At 64.0% G+C, this 375-nt stretch carries 1 protein-coding gene; it reads left to right on the top strand.

What is annotated here, in order from left to right:
• Positions 1-371: transglutaminase-like domain-containing protein (locus C5P05_RS00075; protein WP_198674549.1), on the top strand; the 371-nt coding region annotated here is incomplete at its 5' end.
• Positions 372-375 lie beyond the last annotated feature (4 nt).

The raw sequence follows: 375 nt of genomic DNA, 5'->3' as shown, positions 1-375 counted from the left end.
GCGAAGGTACCCAGACGCCGATCGAATCGCTCGACCGTGGGCGGGGTTCGTGCCGCGACTTCGCCATACTGTTCGCCGAAGCGGTACGCAGCCTGGATATAGGCGCCCGGATCGTGTCGGGCTATCTGTACGACCCGCAAATCACTGCGACGGGTTCCTCGGGGTCCGGATCCACCCACGCGTGGGCCGAGGTCTACGTGCCTGGGGCTGGCTGGATCAACTTCGATCCGACCAATCGCAGTATCGGGGGATTCAATCTGGTTCCCGTCGCCGTTGCCCGCGACATCACGCTGTTGATGCCGGTGTCGGGCAGCTACGTTGGTGCGGCTGACGCGTTCGCGGGAATGGAGGTCGAGGTCCGGGTAACCTGAGGTT

The organism is Rhodoferax ferrireducens (assembly GCF_003347515.1).
Taxonomy (GTDB): Bacteria; Pseudomonadota; Gammaproteobacteria; order Burkholderiales; family Burkholderiaceae_C; genus Rhodoferax.
The sequence above is the reverse complement of the archived record's forward strand: the minus strand, read 5'-3'. Positions and strand labels throughout refer to the sequence as shown.